The sequence below is a fragment of the Mesorhizobium sp. WSM4906 genome, from assembly GCF_029674625.1.
Classification (GTDB): Bacteria; Pseudomonadota; Alphaproteobacteria; order Rhizobiales; family Rhizobiaceae; genus Mesorhizobium.
In genome coordinates this window covers 2,486,914-2,503,579 of the sequence record NZ_CP121355.1, presented here as the reverse complement: position 1 = coordinate 2,503,579, position 16,666 = coordinate 2,486,914, and the positions used below count along the sequence as shown (strand labels likewise).

16 protein-coding genes are annotated in these 16,666 nt (G+C 65.5%); all 16 read left to right on the top strand.

What is annotated here, in order from left to right; genetic code table 11:
- The first annotated feature begins 127 nt into the window (after window positions 1-127).
- Window positions 128-1,198: a flagellin gene (locus QAZ22_RS11905; protein ID WP_278206942.1), complete on the top strand. Its 1,071-nt coding sequence runs from the start codon at window positions 128-130 to the stop codon at window positions 1,196-1,198.
- 179 nt (window positions 1,199-1,377) lie between these two features.
- A complete protein-coding gene (fliF, locus tag QAZ22_RS11900; RefSeq protein ID WP_278206941.1) occupies window positions 1,378-3,036 on the top strand; it encodes a flagellar basal-body MS-ring/collar protein FliF in 1,659 nt (552 codons plus the stop codon).
- Window positions 3,037-3,039: 3 nt separating this feature from the next.
- The gene (locus QAZ22_RS11895) at window positions 3,040-3,663 is read left to right on the top strand and encodes a hypothetical protein (protein WP_278206940.1); all 624 of its coding nucleotides are present in this window, start codon (window positions 3,040-3,042) and stop codon (window positions 3,661-3,663) included.
- Entirely contained in the window at window positions 3,660-5,096 is a 1,437-nt protein-coding gene (locus QAZ22_RS11890; RefSeq protein ID WP_278206939.1) for a MotB family protein, read from the top strand. Before QAZ22_RS11895 ends, QAZ22_RS11890 begins: the two co-directional genes overlap by 4 nt.
- Entirely contained in the window at window positions 5,093-6,532 is a 1,440-nt protein-coding gene (locus QAZ22_RS11885; protein WP_278206938.1) for a chemotaxis protein MotC, read from the top strand. The genes QAZ22_RS11890 and QAZ22_RS11885 overlap by 4 nt, the downstream gene beginning before the upstream one ends.
- Window positions 6,529-7,920, top strand: coding sequence for a flagellar hook-length control protein FliK (locus tag QAZ22_RS11880; protein WP_278206937.1), 1,392 nt, complete (start codon window positions 6,529-6,531; stop codon window positions 7,918-7,920). The genes QAZ22_RS11885 and QAZ22_RS11880 overlap by 4 nt, the downstream gene beginning before the upstream one ends.
- The gene (locus tag QAZ22_RS11875; RefSeq protein WP_278206936.1) at window positions 7,850-8,446 is read left to right on the top strand and encodes a transglycosylase SLT domain-containing protein; all 597 of its coding nucleotides are present in this window, start codon (window positions 7,850-7,852) and stop codon (window positions 8,444-8,446) included. The genes QAZ22_RS11880 and QAZ22_RS11875 overlap by 71 nt, the downstream gene beginning before the upstream one ends.
- A gap of 210 nt (window positions 8,447-8,656) precedes the next feature.
- A complete protein-coding gene (locus QAZ22_RS11870) occupies window positions 8,657-9,325 on the top strand; it encodes a response regulator transcription factor (protein ID WP_278206935.1) in 669 nt (222 codons plus the stop codon).
- Window positions 9,326-9,416: 91 nt separating this feature from the next.
- Window positions 9,417-10,673, top strand: coding sequence for a flagellar hook protein FlgE (locus QAZ22_RS11865; protein ID WP_278206934.1), 1,257 nt, complete (start codon window positions 9,417-9,419; stop codon window positions 10,671-10,673).
- Window positions 10,674-10,704: 31 nt separating this feature from the next.
- Entirely contained in the window at window positions 10,705-12,156 is a 1,452-nt protein-coding gene (gene flgK / locus QAZ22_RS11860; RefSeq protein WP_278206933.1) for a flagellar hook-associated protein FlgK, read from the top strand.
- 3 nt (window positions 12,157-12,159) lie between these two features.
- A complete protein-coding gene (locus QAZ22_RS11855; protein ID WP_278206932.1) occupies window positions 12,160-13,209 on the top strand; it encodes a flagellar hook-associated family protein in 1,050 nt (349 codons plus the stop codon).
- 31 nt (window positions 13,210-13,240) lie between these two features.
- Window positions 13,241-13,588, top strand: a complete 348-nt coding sequence (gene flaF, locus QAZ22_RS11850) for a flagellar biosynthesis regulator FlaF (protein WP_278206931.1) — start codon at window positions 13,241-13,243, stop codon at window positions 13,586-13,588.
- Complete coding sequence (flbT, locus tag QAZ22_RS11845; protein ID WP_278206930.1) at window positions 13,585-14,022, top strand: flagellar biosynthesis repressor FlbT; 438 nt, start codon at window positions 13,585-13,587, stop codon at window positions 14,020-14,022. The genes flaF and flbT overlap by 4 nt, the downstream gene beginning before the upstream one ends.
- Before the next feature lies 1 nt (window position 14,023).
- Window positions 14,024-14,431: a flagellar hook assembly protein FlgD gene (flgD, locus tag QAZ22_RS11840; protein WP_126098093.1), complete on the top strand. Its 408-nt coding sequence runs from the start codon at window positions 14,024-14,026 to the stop codon at window positions 14,429-14,431.
- Window positions 14,432-14,558: 127 nt separating this feature from the next.
- Window positions 14,559-14,825, top strand: coding sequence for a flagellar biosynthesis protein FliQ (gene fliQ, locus QAZ22_RS11835; protein WP_027165133.1), 267 nt, complete (start codon window positions 14,559-14,561; stop codon window positions 14,823-14,825).
- Between the two features lie 197 nt (window positions 14,826-15,022).
- Window positions 15,023-16,666 carry an MFS transporter gene (locus QAZ22_RS11830; RefSeq protein WP_278206929.1) on the top strand — a complete coding sequence of 548 codons (1,644 nt, stop codon included), beginning with the start codon at window positions 15,023-15,025 and terminating at the stop codon, window positions 16,664-16,666.

Below are 16,666 nucleotides of genomic sequence, written 5' to 3'. Positions count from 1 at the left end.
GCGGTAGCTATGGTTAACCATTGGACTACGACAGGTTGTCGAATCGGCCCGACCGGCACGATCGCGACCGATGGGCGGGCCGATCCGGCCTGTATGGCATGCCGGCTTTGGAGAAGGAGCGAGTTTCTTGGCGAGCATCATGACGAACGCTGCGGCGTTGACTGCACTTCAAAGCCTCAACGCCACCAACAAATCGCTCGAGCAGACGCAGGCCCGGATCTCGACCGGCTACCGGGTCTCCGAGGCCTCCGACAACGCCGCCTATTGGTCGATCGCCACCACGATGCGGTCCGACAATTCGGCGCTGTCGACGGTGCAGGATGCGCTCGGCCTCGGCGCTTCGAAGGTCGACACCGCCTACACCGGCATGAACAACGTGCTTGACACCATCGGCAAGATCAAGACCAAGCTTTTGTCGGCCGTCGGCCAGTCGGATGCCAACAAGGCAAAGACGCAGAGCGAAATCACAGCGCTTCAGGCGCAGATGAAGTCCTTCGCCGACGCCGCCACCTTCTCCGGATCGAATTTCCTCTCGGTGACGTCCAAGCAGGTCGCCGCCGCCAATGACGGCGTCCAGCCCGACGCCAAGATCGTTTCCTCGTTCAACCGTTCCTCGTCGGGCGCCATCTCGCTCGGAACCATCGACATCGATGTCGAGAGCACCAAGCTGTTCGATTCCGGCCTCGCCACCGACGTCAAGAATTTCGGCATCCTCGACCGCCAGACCTCGATCTACTCCACGGCCGCGGACCAGTCCGCGTACGATGCCGCCTATGCGGCCGCGATCGCCGGCGGCGCCACCGACATCGCCGCCAACACCGCCGGCCAGGGCGCCGTGACCGGCACGCCCGTCAAGATCGACAACATCTCCGCCTACAATCTCGACATCACGGCGACGGGCGTGACCGACGACATCATCACGCAGATGGTCACCAAGATCGACAACGTCATGAGTCAGCTCACCGACGCCGCCACCGTGCTCGGCGCCGCCAAGAGCTCGATCGACCTGCAGAAGACCTTCACGCAGAGCCTGATGGACTCCATCGACCGCGGCGTCGGCCAGCTCGTCGATGCCGACATGAACAAGGAATCGACCCGCCTCCAGGCGCTCCAGGTCCAGCAGCAGCTCGGCATCCAGTCCCTGTCGATCGCCAACAGCTCCTCGCAGTCGATCCTGCAGCTGTTCAAGAACGGCTGAGCCGCCCGATCACCATCGACCGACGAAAGGCCGCGTCCGAAGCGCGGCCTTTTTCGTCGGCCGGGAAGAAATCGCCGCTTCAGTTCTTTGCAGGCTCCTCGGCGGCACGCCCTATCATCCTCGCACAAGCTTCGCGGTCTAGTCTTCCGGCGGACAGTCATGCTGGGAGCGGTTGAATCGTGCCGGAACAGATCCAGGGGCTCATCGCGAATCTGCGGGGATTCGGCGTCAGGCGTCTCGCTCTCATGGGCGGCATCGCCGCGCTGGTCATGGCCGTCATCGGCGTCGCCTCGGTCTACCTCAACCGTCCGGCCTACGAGACGCTCTATGTCGGGCTCGACCGCAACGACGTGAACCAGATCGGCCTGGTGCTGGGAGAAGCCGGCATCGGCTTCGATGTCGGCGCGGACGGGACCTCGGTGCTGGTGCCGGCCGGCACCACCGCGCAGGCGCGCATGCTGCTCGCCGAAAAGGGCCTGCCGACCAGCGCCAACGCCGGCTACGAGCTGTTCGACAATGTCGGCTCGCTCGGCCTGACGTCCTTCATGCAGCAGATCACCCGTGTGCGGGCGCTGGAAGGCGAGATCGCGCGCACCATCCAGTCGATCGCCGGCGTCAAGGCGGCGCGCGTTCACATCGTCATGTCCGAGCGCGCCAATTTCCGCCGTGACGAGCAGCAGCCCTCGGCTTCGGTCGTCATCCGCTACGCCGGCGCCGATGCCGAGAAGAGCGCGCAGTCGATCCGCCACCTGGTTGCAGCCGCCGTTCCCGGCCTGTCGGCCGACAAGGTCACCGTGCTCGATTCCAACGGCAACCTGCTCGCCGCCGGCGACGACACCTCCAACACCAGCGCCGCCCGCACGCTTGGCGTCGAGCAGACGGTCGAGGCGCAGATCGGCGACAACATCCGCCGGGCGCTGACGCCCTATCTCGGCCCCGACAATTTCCGCGCCAGCGTCAAGGCCGACGTCAACACCGACACCCGCCAGACCGAAGAGACGATCTTCGATCCCGAATCCCGCGTCGAGCGTTCGGTGCAGTCGGTGCGCACCAACGAGGCCAGCAACCAGAAACAGGCTTCGACCCCGACCAGTGTCGAGCAGAACCTGCCCGAGACGCAGACGACCACCACCGAGGGGCCGCAATCCTCCTCGCAGAACGACCGCAAGGAAGAGATCACCAACTACGAGATCAACTCCAAGAAGATCGCCACCATCTCCAATGGCTATTCCGTCACCAAGATGTCGATCGCCGTCGTCGTCAACCAGGATCGGCTCAAGACCATTCTCGGCAAGGACGTCACGCCCGAACAGATCGCCAAGCGCGTTGCAGACATCCAGAAGATGGTGGCCTCCGCCACCGGTTTCGACGAAAAACGCGGCGACATCATCGACGTCTCGGCGGTCGAGTTCATCGACGGTCTGGATGGCGAGCCGATCGACCAGCCTGGCATGCTCGCCTCTATCGGCACGTACGCCGGCACGCTGATCAACGCCGGCGCCTTCATTGTCGTGGTGTTCCTGGTCGCCTTCTTCGGGCTGCGGCCGATGGCGGCCGCGCTGACGGCATCGGCCAAGCCCGCGGCAATCGCCGGCCCGAGCTTCGACGATGTCCAGCGCTCGTTGCCAACGCCCGACGCGCCGGTCGCCGCGATCGCTTCCGAGGCGCCGGTCGGCGCCCTGCCGGGCACCCGTCCCGGCGCCACCCCGCTCGATGATCTGCGCCAGAAGATCAGGCCGGCGCCGCAGGAACGGCTGGCACGCATGGTCGACCTCAACGAAGAGCGTACCGCCCAGATCCTGCGCAAATGGGCCGCCGCGCCGGAAGCCGCGGGTTAAGCCATGGCTTCCGGAGCCCTTTTCGATCTCCTGCCCGATTTCGGTTCGCGCGCCCCGCGTGCCGGCCAGGCGCCGGCGCCTGACATCGAGCGCAAGCCGGAGGCATCTCCGCCGCAGGCCGATATTGGCGCCTTGATCGCCGAGGCGGTGGCAGATGCGGAGGCAGCGCTCGAGGCTCGCCTCGCGGCGGCCCATGAGGCGGCGCTCGAGGCCGAGCGCCTGGCCAACGACGATGCGGCGAAGGCGTTCCTGGAGAGCTTCGGCGGCGATCTCGGCGCGGCGGTCGCGACGCGCATCGACGCCATGGAGGCGCGCGTCGCCGAGCTCACCGCCGCAACCATCGCCCGCATCCTGGGTGGCATCGTCAGCGACGACCTGCAGAAGCGTTCGCTCGACGCCCTTGCCCGCACCATCAGCGCCGCGGTCGCCGACAGCGAGGCCGTGCGGATCGGCGTGCGTGGGCCGCTGTCGCTGTTCGAGCCTCTGAAGGCAGCGCTTGGGGACCGCGCGGCCAATCTCGATTTCGCCGAAGCCCCGGGCTTCGACCTGACCGTGACCATCGATGACACCGTGTTCGAGACGCGCATCGCCGAATGGTCGGCTTCCCTGTCGGAGGTCCTGACATGAGCGCCATCGACCACGGTGAGGCCAGGCACGAGATCATCATCGTCAAGCGCAATCACGACGGTCATGACGAGGGCCATCATGGCGGCGTCTGGAAGATCGCCTTCGCCGATTTCATGACCGCGATGATGTGCTTCTTCCTCGTCATGTGGCTGATCAACGCCGCCAACGAGCAGACCAAGGCCGCGGTCGCCAGCTACTTCAATCCGGTCGAGCTGATCGACCGCAACTCCAGCCGCAAGGGCCTGGAAGATCTCGGCGACGGCCCGAGCAAAGTCGGGCTGACCGCCGACAACCCGCAGGACGGCGCCAGCAAGGCCGGCGAGAACGGCAAGGGCGGCGCCGGCTCTTCCGACCGGCGGCAGACCAAGGAGGCCTCGCAGAAATCCGACCTTTCCGACGAGCATCTGTTTGCCGATCCCTACGCTGTGCTGTCCGAGATCGCCACCGATACCGGCGTGATGCAGAATGTCAGCGCCAAGGGGGAAGGCGGCGCCCAGAACGCCGGTCCGGCGACCGGTGCTTCCGGCGGCGAATCCTATCGCGATCCCTTCGCGCCGGATTTCTGGTCGCAGCAGGTGGCGACCCCTGGCGCCGAAGCCAGCGCCGAACGCAGAAAGATCGAAGGCGATCCGGCCAAACCCGGCGAAAGGGTCGCCGAAACCGAAGTGCCGAAGGTCAAGGCCGTTCCGCCTGCGCCGCCGCGGTTGGATGCGCCGCTCGAGCCGCTGGCGACGCCGGAAAAACCCGGTGCCAAGGTGGCAACCGGATCGGGCGACACGAAAGTCGGGAAAGCCGACGGCAAGGAGAACAAGGCCGAGAACGCCCAGCCTGAAAAGGCGGAAGCTGAAAGGTCGGAAGCCGCAAAAGCCGAGACGGCTGCCGCGAAGCCGGGGACCGCGAAGGCCGAAGCGGCAGAGGCGGAGACGAAGGCCGGGGCGACGCAGGAAGGCGAGAAGGCCCCGAGCAGCGCCGCCCTCAAGGCTGCGGCCGAAATCAAGCAGGAGCTGGCCAAGGCCTTCGCGCCGGGTGAAAAGCTGGCGCAGGGCGTCTCCGTCGAGGCCACCGACAAGGGCGTCGTCATTTCGATCACCGATCAACTCGATTTCGGCATGTTCGAGATCGGCTCGGCCGTGCCGCGCCGCGAGCTGGTGCTGGCGATGGAGAAGATCGGCCGCATCGTCAACGAGAAGAAGGGCACCATCACCATCAGCGGCCATACCGACGCGCGGCCGTTCCGCAGCGACACCTACGACAACTGGCGGCTGTCCACCGCCCGCGCCCACTCCGCCTATTACATGCTGGTGCGCGGTGGCGTCGACGAAAGCCGCATCACCGAGGTCGCCGGCTTCGCCGACCGCCAGCCCAAGACCCCGTCCGATCCGCTGGCCGCCGCGAACCGTCGCATCGAAATCCTGATGGCGACCGGCGGATGAGAGGCAGGACCGTCATCGGCCGGGCCGTCGGGCTGCTGCTCGCCGCGGGATTACCGGCGGCGGCTTTCGCCCAGGACGACGGCTTGCAGCCTTACCAGCTGGTGCGTTCGCTGCAGCTGATCCAGGACCGCATCGCCGGCGGCGATCATGCGGCGATGCCGATGCAGGCCAAGCTCCTCGAAATGACCGATGCCAGGCTTCGCGCCGCCGATGCCGAGGATTTCAAGGATCCGAAGAATTTCCGCGCTCTGCTCGTCTACGGCATGAGCGGCGGCAACCCCGTAACCGTCGCGGCGGCGGCTTCGCGCGCGACGACCGACCCGCAAAGCCTTGCCGTCGCCAAGGGGATCGTCGCCTACCTGAACGGCCGGCCGGCCGCCGCGATCGAAATCCTGAAGCCCATCGATCCGATGAGCGTGCCCCCGGACCTCGGCGCTTTCCTGGCGCTGGTCAAAGGTTCGCTGCTCGCTACCGATGAACCGGCTGCGGCGCTGACCTTGCTGGACGAGGCCCGCCTGCTCAGCCCCGGCACCCTGGTCGAGGAAGCGGCGCTTCGCCGCTCGGTCGGCCTCGCCGTGGCGCAGGGCGACGCAGCGCGCTTCGCGCTCGCCTCGACGCAGTATGTCGCGGGCTATCTCTATTCCCCCTATGCCAGCCAGTTCGCCGATTCCTTCGTCTCCGGCGTCATTCAACTGCATATGTCGATCAGCCAGGACAAGCTCGCCGACATCACGTCGATGATGGACCCCGAGCGCGAGAAGGTGATCTATCTGCGCATCGCCCGCCGCGCCGCGATCGACGGGCTGAGCGACCTCTCCGCCTTCGCCTCGGCCCGGGCTGAGCAAGGCCGCAGCGGCAAAGGCAACCAGGACGACCCGCGCGCCGTGCTCTATTCGAGCCTCTCCACGGTGACGTCGGCGACGATCGACGACGTGCGGACCAGGCTCGGCAAGATCGATCGCGGCAAGCTCTCGGAGAGCGACCGCGCCTTGCTCGATGCCGCGCAAGCCGTCGCCGGCGAGGTCGTTGCCCCCGTGCCGGCGGCCAGCAAGGATGAGACCGAGGCCGCGGAACCAGCGAAGATCGATACGGCGAAACCCGCCGCTGAAGCCGAGCCTGTGAGCCAGGCCGACGCCGAAGCCTTGCCGCCGGTGGAGGGTGCTGCGTCCGAGCAGCCGGCTGTCGCGGCCGCTGCCAAGCCGGCGGACTCGCCGGCTGCTGCTCCCGCGCCGCCGGCTTCGCCGGCGACGGCTGAGGCCACAGCCCAGGCGGCGGCTTCTGCTCCAACGCAGCCCGAAACGCCGCCTGTGCTGCCCGCGTCCGCGCCGGCCGCCGCGGCAGGCCTTGATCCGCACGATCCCACCGACGCCGCGATGCTCAACGCGCGTCGCCAACTCGACCAGATTGACCAATTGCTCGGAGCCGCCCCCAAATGACCAGCGCCCAGATGACCAATGTCAGTCAGGCCTCGCCGGGATTCGGCCCTGCCCACACCAAGCCACATCGGCAGGCTGTCGACGGCAAGGAGAAAAGCTCGAACTTCGGCGAGATGGTGCATGGCGCCGAAAAGTCGGCCCAGCGCGGCAAGCCGTCGGCAGAGCCTGCGTCCTCCGACACGCATCCGGCGCGTCGCACTATCGCCGGCCCGCCGCAGGCACAGCCCGATCAGGGCGGGCAGAGCAAGACAGTCGCGACAAAGCCGGTGACCGGCAAAACCGCCAAGAACAACGCGGACACCGGTCGCAAGAACACAGCGGACGATGCCAGTGCCGCGGCGCAGTCGTCCGATGCCGCTCAGCCCCAGGATAGCTTGCCCTTGCTGATGGCGCTGGGCGACATCCGCCATTTCGCAACGTCGACAAATGCCGATCGCGGCGGATCCGCCGCCGAGGCAGAGGCCCAGCCCTCCATCGGTCAGTCGGCCTCTTCGCAGCTGGCGATCCGTCAGGGCAGACGCACATTGGCCGACAATTCCGAAAACCCCGAACCGTCGCCGCGATCCGGTCGCGCGACGATGACGACGGAGAAATCCGGACCCGATTTCGGACAGAAACCGGCCAGCGTCCTTCAGGCCGCGACCGCATTGGTCGGCAAGGACGACATCCCGCTTGAAACCCAAGGGACCGAAACCGACGCCGCGACGCCGCAAGGCTGGCGACCGACGGTCGCCCAGAGGACAGCGCAGACGGCGCAGTCCATAGCGTCGATCAATCAGGCCAAGCCGTCCTCCGCCGCCGGGCGCATGGATGTCGTCAGCCAGCAGAGTTTCCCGGCGCCGCCGCAAAATCCCGTCAGCCAGACGGCATCGGCGCTGGTTGAGGCGATCGCTTCGGACAACGGCGTCCAGCAAGCCTTCTCGAGCGCCTCGATCGCCGCTCAAACGGCCACTTCTGTTGCCGTTCCGACACATGTCCTCAAGATCGAGCTCCACCCTTCGGAGCTCGGCATGGTGACTGCGAGCCTGCGGCTTTCCGGCGAGCAACTTTCGATTGAGATGAAACCGGAAACCCATGAGGCGTACCGCCGTCTGACCGCCGACAGCGACGCCATCGTCAAGTCGCTCCGCGGTCTTGGTTTCGACGTCGACCATGTCACCATCCTGCAACCCTCGATAGCAGTTCATTCGGCCAGCCGCGCCGATGCAAACGCCCCTCTGCCGATGTCGACAGGCCGCGACCAGCCTTCGTTCCAACCGGGGAATTCGGGCGGCAACAGCGCCGGCGGAGACCAGCAACCGGGAAGGAACGACGGCAATGGCGCACAGGAATTCAGCCGCGCTGCTTCGCCTCTTCGCGAAGGCGCTGGCGACGATATCTATATCTAGCCTGGCCGCCGCCGGCGCGGCTGGCGCCGTCTCCAATCCTTGCGAGCCGGAGATCCTGCGCGCCGCCGACCGTTACGGCGTGCCGGCGGGAATCCTCTATGCGGTCGGCCTTACCGAAACGGGGAAGAAGGGCACCCTCCAACCCAACGCATTGAATATAGAAGGAAAAGCTGTTTTCCCGCGTAGCCGTGACGAGGCGCTGGCGACATTCGAGAATGCCTACCGCGAGGGCAAGACGCTGATCGACCTCGGCTGCATGCAGATCAATCATCGCTATCACGGCGATCATTTCCGCAGCGTCGAGGACATGCTCGACCCGCACCAGAATGTCGACTACGCGGCGCGCTTCCTGGCAAGCCTGCATGCCCGCCATATGACCTGGTCGATGGCCGTCGCCCGTTATCATGCCGGCCCCGACAACGACCCGGCGCAAAAGATCTATGTCTGCCGCGTCATTGCCAACATGGTCGCCACCGGCTTCGGCAAATGGACGCCTGACGCCAGCGCCTTCTGCAATCAGAAGTAGCGCAGCCGTCCGCCCCTTTCCGGCGTGTTTCCCATGCCCGATATCGGCTGCGCGTTGCCTTCGCCGATGCGCCTTTGCCACCGCCTTTATTACGGCTCCCAAAAAAACTCCCAAGAAAATAGCTACAAGAAATGACGGTTTTTCAGGATTCGCCGAGCCGGGTACCGCTTTCCGCACGGGGCAGATGAGCTGATTCGGAGGGGTGGTCCGATGATCGTGATCGTTGATGAGCGCGAGCTCGTAACTGAGGGCTATAGCTCACTTTTCGATCGCGAGGGCGTTGCGACAGCGGGCTTCGCGCCGGGCGAGTTCGGCGAGTGGGTGAGTTCCGCCGCCGACACCGATCTCAGATCCGTCAGGGCCTTCCTCATCGGCGATTGCCGCGAGGGCGCCATCTCGCCGCGTCAGATCCGCGACCGCACCGGCGCGCCGGTGATCGCGCTCAGCGAGCAGCATTCGCTGGAACACACGCTGCGGCTTTTCGAGAGCGGCGTCGACGACGTCGTCCGCAAGCCGGTGCACATCCGCGAGATTCTCGCCCGCATCACCGCCATCCGCCGCCGCGCCCACGAAGAGACCGCCTACACCGAAGTCGGCTCGATGCGCATCTTCATGGACGGACGCGATCCGGAGATCGACGGCGAGCCGCTGCCGCTGCCGCGTCGCGAGCGGCGCATCCTGGAATATCTGGCCAGCAACCGTGGCCGGCGCGTGACCAAGACGCAGGTGTTCAACGCCATCTACGGCATCTTCGACGAGGAGGTCGAGGAGAACGTGGTGGAGAGCCACATCTCGAAGCTGCGCAAGAAACTGCGCGGGAAGCTTGGCCATGACCCGATCGATTCCAAGAGGTTCCTCGGCTACCGGCTGGTGTTCTGATGGCTGCCGCCGCGACGTCCCGCGCCAGCCTCGCGCAAGACATGGGGCTTAGTTTTATGGCCTCTCAGAAGGGCGCCGAGGAGATGTATCGATGAGCCTCTACGGAATGATGCGGACCGGCGTCTCCGGTATGAACGCGCAGGCCAACCGCTTGTCCACGGTGGCCGACAACATCGCGAACTCCGACACCACCGGCTACAAGCGTTCCTCCGCCGAGTTCTCGACGCTCATCATGCCGAGCACGGGCGGCGCCTACAATTCGGGCGGCGTCACGACGACGATCCGTTCCGCCGTCAGCTCGCAGGGCGTCTTGCAATACACCACCTCGGTATCGGACCTCGCCGTCAACGGCGACGGCTTCTTCGTCGTGCAGGACCCGAGCGGCACCCCTTACCTCACTCGCGCCGGCGCCTTCGTTCCGGACGCCCAGGGTCGGCTGGTCAATGCCGCCGGCTACCAGCTGATGGCTTACAGCTACGCCAACGGCGATCCGGCCGCGACCGCGAACGGCTTCGAGGGCCTGGTGCCGGTGCAGATCTCCGATCAGGAGATGACGGCGACGCCGAGCACGGAAGGCAATTTCACCGGCAACCTGCCGGCGGGCGCCACTCCGGTCGCGGCCGGCAGCCTGCCCTCCACCAACAGCGCGACCGCCGAATACACCTCGAAGTCTTCGCTGGTCGCCTATGACAATCTCGGCAACAAGGTGCTGCTCGACGTCTATTTCACCAACACCGGTTCGGGCACTTGGCAGGTCTCGGTCTTCGACCAGTCGAAGGCGACCCCCGGCACCTCCTTCCCATATACGGGCGGCGCGCTGGGTACGGCCAATCTCACCTTCGACACCACCACAGGCAAGCTGACCGGCGCGACCACGGGCATCTCCTTTACCGTGCCGAACGGCTCGACCCTCAACCTCAATCTCTCCAAGCTGACCCAGCTCGGCACCGGTTTCACGGTCTCCGACGCCAAGGTCAACGGCAACCCGCCCAGCACGATCGAGAAGATCCAGATCAGCCAGGACGGCGTCATCTACGCGCAGTACCAGGACGGCACTACCAAGCCGCTCTACAAGATACCGCTGGCCGACGTTCAGAGCCCCGACAACCTCACTGCGATGCCGGGCAACGTCTATGTGCAGAGCGCCGACTCCGGCGCCGTTCGCATCGGCTTTGCCAATGAAGGAAAACTCGGTTCGGTCGTTTCCGGCGCGCTCGAAAATTCCAACGTCGACATCGCCGAGGAACTGACCAACATGATCGCGGCGCAGCGCAGCTACACCGCCAATTCGAAAGTCTTCCAGACCGGTTCCGACCTCATGGACGTCCTCGTCAACCTGAAGAGATAACCCATCGGGCGCCAGCCCGTGAAAGACCCGCATGTCCCTTTCTACCGCATTGAGCATCGCCCAGTCGGCGCTCCTGGCCACATCCAAGCAAACCAGCGTCGTGTCGCGCAACGTGGCCGACGCATCCAACCCGGATTATGCCCGTCGCGTCGCCGTCGTCACCAGCACGGCGCCCGGCGCGCGATCGGTGGAGATACAGCGCGCCGCGAACGACCTTCTGTTCCGGCAGAACCTTTCCGCGCTGTCGGCATGGAGCGGCCAGAGCGCGCTTTACAGCGGCATGGATCAGCTCGACCTCTCGGTCAACGGCGTCGATAACGCGTCGTCCCCGTCGACCGCGATCGCCAACCTGCAGCAGCAGCTGCAGCTCTACGCCACGACGCCGTCGAACCAGACCCTCGCCACCAGCGTCATCGATGCCGCCAAGCAGGTGGTGAATTCGCTCAATGGCGGCACCACGGCGATCCAGGACTTCCGCACCCAGACCGATGGCCAGATCGCCACCGCGGTCGACGACCTCAACTCGCTGCTCAGCCAATTCCAGGACGCCAACAAGGCCGTCATCTCGGGCACGCGCTCGGGCACGGATGTGTCCGACGCGCTCGACCAGCGCGACGCGCTTCTGAAGAAGATCGCCGAATATGTCCCCGTCTCGACTTTCACGCGCGGCGACAACGACATGGTCATCACCACCAAGGACGGCACGACGCTGTTCGAGACGGTGCCGCGGTCGGTGACCTTCACGCCTTCGGCCGGCTACACCGCCGGCACGCCCGGCAACACGATCTACATCGACAATGTGCCGCTTTCGGCAGGCACCGGCGACAGCGCCACCGCCGACGGCAAGCTCGCCGGCATGCTGAAGCTGCGCGACGACGTCGCTGCGACCATGCAGAGCCAGCTCGACGAGATCGCGCGCGGCCTGATTACGGCCTTTGCCGAGACGTCGCCTTCGCAGCCCAACGCGACGGGCCTGTTCACCTGGTCCGGCGCCCCCGCCATTCCCGCCGCCGGCACCCTGGTCAACGGTCTGGCCGGCTCGATCAGCGTCAATGCCGCGTTTGATCCGAGCGCCGGCGGCAACCCGTCGCTGCTGCGCGATGGCGGCGCCAACGGCGCGGCCTATATTTCGAACACCGGCGGCGCTTCCTACTCGGACCTTTTGATTGCCTACGGCAACCGGCTCGATCAGCCGATGGCCTTCGACACGTCGGCCGGCATCACCGTCAGCTCCAGCGTCTCGGACTATGCCGCCAACGCCATCGGCTGGTTCGAAGGCGTGCGCCAGCAGGCGTCGACCAATGCCGACGCCAAGGAGGCGCTGGCCACGCGTACCGCCGAAGCGCTGTCGAACGATACCGGCGTCAATGTCGATCAGGAAATGTCGCTGCTTCTCGACCTCGAGCATACCTATCAGGCGTCCGCGCGCATGATGAAGACCGTCAGCGACATGCTGGACTCCCTCTTGAGCGCGGTGGGATAATCCATGAAAGCCACGGCCGTTTCCTCAGCCGCGATCTCCAACGCCCTGCGCTATCAGCAGATGCGCATGCAGGCCGACCTCGTCAAAGCGACGAAGGAATCCCAGACAGGCCAGGTCGCGGATGTCGGTCTGGCGCTTGGCGGCCGCACGACCCAGGCCGTCACCTTCCAGCGCGACCTCGACCGGCTGAACGGTATCGTCGATTCCAACGCGCTGGTCGGCGCCCGGCTGACATCGACCCAGGACTCGCTCGGCCAGCTCTCCGATGTCGCGCAGAACTTCCTGTCCGCGCTGACCACGGGCGTGTCGGGCGACTCCTCGACCAGCGTGCTGCGGACTGCAGGCACCTCGGCGCTGCAGCAGATGACGGGCATTCTCAACACCAGCGTCAACGGCGAGTATCTGTTTGCCGGCACCAACACCGACGTCAAGCCGATCGACGATTTCAGCGCCGCCGGCTCGCCCGCCAAGGCAGCGTTCGACGCGGCCTTCACCAGTTATTTCGGCTTCACCCAGAGCGACCCGGCAGCCGCCAACATCACTGCGGCCCAGATGGACGACTTCATCACCACTCAGGTCGAGCCGCAGTTCCTGGGTTCCGGCTGGCAGGCCAACTGGTCGAGCGCCACCGACGACCAGATCACCAGCCGCATTTCGCTGAACGAGACCACGCAGACCTCCGTCAGCGCCAACGAACAGGGCATCCGCAAGCTCGCCATGGCGGCCGCCATGGTCAGCACGCTCGTTACCGGCAACATCAGCGAAGCCGCTCGGAACACGATCATCACCCGTGCGCAGGGGCTGGTCGGCGAAGCCATCGGCGGCCTAGTCCAGGTCCGCTCCGACGTCGGCCTTGCCCAGAAGCGCGTGTCCGATGCCAGCGACCGCATGAAGACCCAGGTCGATCTCTTCGAGAAGCATATCGTCGACCTCGAGGGCGTCGACCCCGCGGAGGCCGCCACCCGAGTGGCCGATCTGACCCAGCATATCGAAACGTCCTTCGCCTTGACCGCGCGCCTGCAGCAGCTCAGCCTGCTGAACTATCTCACTTGAACACATGAACCGGAACGGCAGAGCTTCGACGATGTATCAATTCTCCTACGCCGACATCCAGACCGACTCCGTCGCCGACGCCAAGGATCGGGAGCGGCAGTTGCTCACCCGTTCGATCGACATGCTGTCCGCGGCGGCCGCCGTCGGGCCGGAGTCGATGGAAGCGGTCGAGGCGCTGCACTTCACCAACCGCGTCTGGACCACCTTCGTCGAGGATCTCGGCTCCAGCGACAATGCGCTGCCCAAGGAACTGCGGGCCAACCTGATCTCGATCGGCTTGTGGCTGTTGCGCGAAACGGAGGACATCCGGCAGGGCCGCGCCAACAATTTCGAAGGATTGATCGAGGTCTCCCAGATCATCAGAGATGGCATCCAATGACCAACACGCTGAAGATCTCGCTGAAGCCGAACGAGAAGATCTACATCAACGGCGCCGTCATCCGCGTCGACCGCAAGGTCACGATCGAGCTGATGAACGACGTCCAGTTCCTTCTGGAAAGCCACGTTATCCAGGCTGAGCAGGCCTCGACGCCGCTAAGGCAGCTCTACTTCATCGTGCAGATCATGCTGATCAATCCGTTGGGCGCCTCCGAGGCGCGCGACATGTTCCGCCGCTCGCTGCCGATGCTGATTGCAAGCTTCGACAATCAGGACATCTGCAACGCGCTGAAGCAGATCGACCGCATGGTCGGCGAGGATCACATCTACGATGCGCTGAAGGCGATACGCGCGCTCTACCCGCTCGAGCGCCAGGCGCTTGGCGGCTATGACGACATTCCGGAAGCGCCGCGCGCGCTGGCTGTGGGAGCATAAGATGGCCGTGGATATGACAACGACGATCCCCGTTGGCGCCAACCAGGCCAGCCAGCAGACATCGAAGACCGCCGTCGACTACCAGTCGTTCCTGAAGCTTCTGATCGCCGAGATGAAGAACCAGGATCCGACCAAGCCGATGGATTCCACGCAATACGTCGCCCAGCTCGCGACCTTTTCGCAGGTCGAGCAATCAGTTCAGACCAACAGCAAGCTCGACCAGATCATGCAGTCCTCGGCGCTGTCGCAGGCCGACGCGCTGATCGGCCGCTCGATCACATCCGCCGACGGCAAGACCACGGGAACCGTGGCTTCGGTGAAGCTCGCCAGCAGCGGCCTGATCGCCGTGCTGCAGGACGGCACTGAAGTCCCCGTCGGCGCAGGTGTCTCGATCAAGCCGGCCGCCTGAAGCATGTCTCCCGAAAGTGAATCCGGGTTCGGAACGAAAGACATACTCAAAATCAAGAAACCCAAGGCAGACCGCGTGAATCCTTTTTCACGCGATCTGCTTTGGCCGGTTCTATAAGGGTCTGCCCATGAACGAGGCCGACGCCCTCGATATCGTCCAATACGCGGTGTGGACCGTGCTCACCGCCTCCGCCCCCGTGGTGCTGGTGGCGATGGCGGTCGGCATCGGTATCGCGCTGATCCAGGCGCTGACCCAGATCCAGGAAATCACGCTCACCTTCGTGCCCAAGATCGTCGCCATCATGCTGGTGGTGGCGCTTACCGGGCCGTTCATCGGCAGCCAGATCTCGGCCTTCACCAACGTCATCTTCGAGCGCATCGAGCACGGATTCTGACCAACGGCTGCGGGCAGCCTGCCCGCGCGAAGCAGCAAAAGTTTGGTCCAGACCGGCAAGATGCTTGGCTTAAAGCTTCGCCGACGCATTTTCGCCTTTGCCTTACTGTTGTTGGACCGCGATCCTTTGGCGAGTCGTCGGCGCGGTCCTGGCGCGCGGCGAAATGCAACACGGCAGATGAAGGCGGGACAGCGGTAATGATCGACGACGAGCCGGAAAGCGAACGCGTTTCGGCGCTGGCGCCGTTCCGGCACGGCATCTTCCGTGCCGTCTGGTCGGCAAGCCTGGTGTCGAATTTCGGCGGCCTGATCCAGGGCGTGGGCGCCGCCTGGATGATGACCACCATCGCCACTTCTTCATACCAGGTGGCGCTTGTCCAGGCCTCGACCACCTTGCCGATCATGCTGTTCGCGCTCATTGCCGGCGCCATCGCCGACAGCTTCAACCGCCGTAAGGTCATGCTGGTGGCCCAGACCTTCATGCTGGTCGTCTCGGCGCTGCTCACGGTGTTCACCTGGTTCGGCTGGATGACGCCGTGGACGCTGCTGGCCTTCACCTTCCTGATCGACAGCGGAACGGCGCTGAACAGCCCGTCATGGCAGGCCTCGGTCGGCGACATGGTGCCGCGCGCCAAGGTGCCGGCGGCGATCGCGCTCAACTCGATGGGCTTCAACATCACACGCAGCGTTGGCCCTGCGATCGGCGGCATCATCGTCGCTGCCGCAGGCGCGGCGGCGGCCTTCGCCGCCAACGCCATCAGCTATATCGGCCTGATCGTCGTGCTGTTCCGCTGGAGGCCGGAGGTGCCGGCGCCGACCCTGCCGCGCGAGGCGCTCGGCGCGGCGATGGGTGCCGGCCTGCGCTACGTCGCCATGTCGCCCAATATCGCCAAGGTGCTGGTTCGGGGTTTCGCCTTCGGCTTCAGCGCCGGCGCGGTGCTGGCGCTCCTGCCGCTGGTGGCGCGCGACGTCGTCAAGGGCGACGCGCTGACCTACGGCATCATGCTCGGCGCCTTCGGCATCGGCGCGGTCGGCGGCGCGCTGATCAGCGTGCGGCTGCGGCAATTGCTGTCCAGCGAGACGATGGTGCGCGCCGCCTTCGCCGGTTTCGCGCTTTGTGCCTTCAATGCCGCCGTCAGCCACAATGCCTGGCAGGCGTCGGCCGGCCTGCTCGTCGGCGGCGCCTGCTGGGTGATCGCGCTCTCGCATTTCAACGTCACGGTGCAGATGTCGACGCCGCGCTGGGTGGTCGGCCGCGTGCTGTCGATCTACCAGACGGCGACGTTCGGCGGCATTGCGCTGGGCAGCTGGATCTGGGGCGTCGTCGCCGACGCCCATGGCGCGGAGACCGCCTTGACGGTCGCGGCGATCGCGATGCTGGCGGGCGGCGCCATCGGCTTCGTCCTGCCGCTGCCGCAGCAGACCGCCCTCAATCTCGATCCGCTCAACCGGTTCAAGGAGCCGATGCTGGCGCTCGATTTGAAGCCGCGCAGCGGCCCGATCGCCATCATGATCGAATACATCATCCGCGAGGAGGATGTTCCGGAATTCCTCGCCACCATGGCCGAGCGCGGCCGCATCCGCCGCCGCGACGGCGCCCGCAACTGGACGCTCGCCCGCGATCTCGAAAATCCTGGCATCTGGATAGAGCACTACCACACGCCGACCTGGGTCGAGTACATCCGCCACAACAGGCGCGCTACCCATGCCGACGCCGTGGTTGGCGAGCGCATCCGCGCTCTGCACAGCGGCGAGAACCCGCCGCGCGTGCGCCGCATGATCGAGCGTCCAACCACCGCGGGCACAACGCTTGTCTCGCCGAAAGGCCCAATCGATCACTGA

What these genes read in the sequence shown, in the direction of transcription:
- flaF (WP_278206931.1), top strand. Translation starts at nt 13,241, where the DNA reads ATGTATCAATTCTCCTACGCCGACATCCAGACCGACTCCGTCGCCGAC.
- QAZ22_RS11875 (WP_278206936.1), top strand. Translation starts at nt 7,850, where the DNA reads ATGGCGCACAGGAATTCAGCCGCGCTGCTTCGCCTCTTCGCGAAGGCG.
- fliQ (WP_027165133.1), top strand. Translation starts at nt 14,559, where the DNA reads ATGAACGAGGCCGACGCCCTCGATATCGTCCAATACGCGGTGTGGACC.
- QAZ22_RS11890 (WP_278206939.1), top strand. Translation starts at nt 3,660, where the DNA reads ATGAGCGCCATCGACCACGGTGAGGCCAGGCACGAGATCATCATCGTC.
- QAZ22_RS11885 (WP_278206938.1), top strand. Translation starts at nt 5,093, where the DNA reads ATGAGAGGCAGGACCGTCATCGGCCGGGCCGTCGGGCTGCTGCTCGCC.
- QAZ22_RS11870 (WP_278206935.1), top strand. Translation starts at nt 8,657, where the DNA reads ATGATCGTGATCGTTGATGAGCGCGAGCTCGTAACTGAGGGCTATAGC.
- QAZ22_RS11855 (WP_278206932.1), top strand. Translation starts at nt 12,160, where the DNA reads ATGAAAGCCACGGCCGTTTCCTCAGCCGCGATCTCCAACGCCCTGCGC.
- QAZ22_RS11895 (WP_278206940.1), top strand. Translation starts at nt 3,040, where the DNA reads ATGGCTTCCGGAGCCCTTTTCGATCTCCTGCCCGATTTCGGTTCGCGC.
- QAZ22_RS11880 (WP_278206937.1), top strand. Translation starts at nt 6,529, where the DNA reads ATGACCAGCGCCCAGATGACCAATGTCAGTCAGGCCTCGCCGGGATTC.
- flgD (WP_126098093.1), top strand. Translation starts at nt 14,024, where the DNA reads ATGGCCGTGGATATGACAACGACGATCCCCGTTGGCGCCAACCAGGCC.
- QAZ22_RS11865 (WP_278206934.1), top strand. Translation starts at nt 9,417, where the DNA reads ATGAGCCTCTACGGAATGATGCGGACCGGCGTCTCCGGTATGAACGCG.
- flgK (WP_278206933.1), top strand. Translation starts at nt 10,705, where the DNA reads ATGTCCCTTTCTACCGCATTGAGCATCGCCCAGTCGGCGCTCCTGGCC.
- flbT (WP_278206930.1), top strand. Translation starts at nt 13,585, where the DNA reads ATGACCAACACGCTGAAGATCTCGCTGAAGCCGAACGAGAAGATCTAC.
- QAZ22_RS11830 (WP_278206929.1), top strand. Translation starts at nt 15,023, where the DNA reads ATGATCGACGACGAGCCGGAAAGCGAACGCGTTTCGGCGCTGGCGCCG.